A 651-nucleotide genomic window follows, 5' to 3' on the forward strand; every position below is an offset into this window, starting at 1 on the left:
GTCTACTTCGAACTTACCAACATTTGGCACTTCCTTCATAGCTGTACCATTGTCAAATAATGGAGTTGAATCAGCTGGGAATGGAACTGAGTCATGGCCTGGAGTGAAGGTCACTTTACCTTCTTGGACNTGACCTTGNAGNCCTTCTGTCTTATCACCTGNACCAGTTGGNGTTACTTTCGTAAACTCTGGACTNTANGTCGCAGTGACTGGAGTGCCNTTCTTATCAACACGTTTGACTGTGACTGGATCTGGGTTTCCAACAAACTGTTTGTCTGGTGTGAAGGTCACTGTACCATCTGGTGAGATTGCATAAGTTCCTTCACCTGGAATCACTTTTTCAGTTGATCCATCTTCAAAGGTTGGCTCTACTGTTTCATCGATTGGAACCAGTGGATCGCCGCCTTGGAAGCTTGGAGTGCCCGTTTGTGGAACACCTTGAGGACCTGTGCTGGTTGCACCAGTACCTGTTGGGGTCACTTTCGTAAACTCTGGACTGTAAGTCGCAGTGACTGGGGTGCCGTTCTTATCTACGCGTTTGACTGTGACTGGATCTGGGTTTCCAACAAACTGTTTGTCTGGGGTGAAGGTTACAGTTCCGTCTGGTGCAATCGTGTAAGTTCCTTGACCTGGAATAGATTTCTCTTTGCT

Annotated in this window: 1 protein-coding gene; it reads right to left on the bottom strand. The window is 47.1% G+C overall.

Features of this window, described 5'->3' with window-relative positions; genetic code table 11:
- On the bottom strand, positions 1 to 651 hold a 651-nt coding region (locus D8844_RS10345), incomplete at both ends, for a hypothetical protein (protein ID WP_142999107.1).

The organism is Streptococcus oralis (genome assembly GCF_003942875.1).
GTDB classification, from domain to species: Bacteria; Bacillota; Bacilli; order Lactobacillales; family Streptococcaceae; genus Streptococcus; species Streptococcus oralis_BX.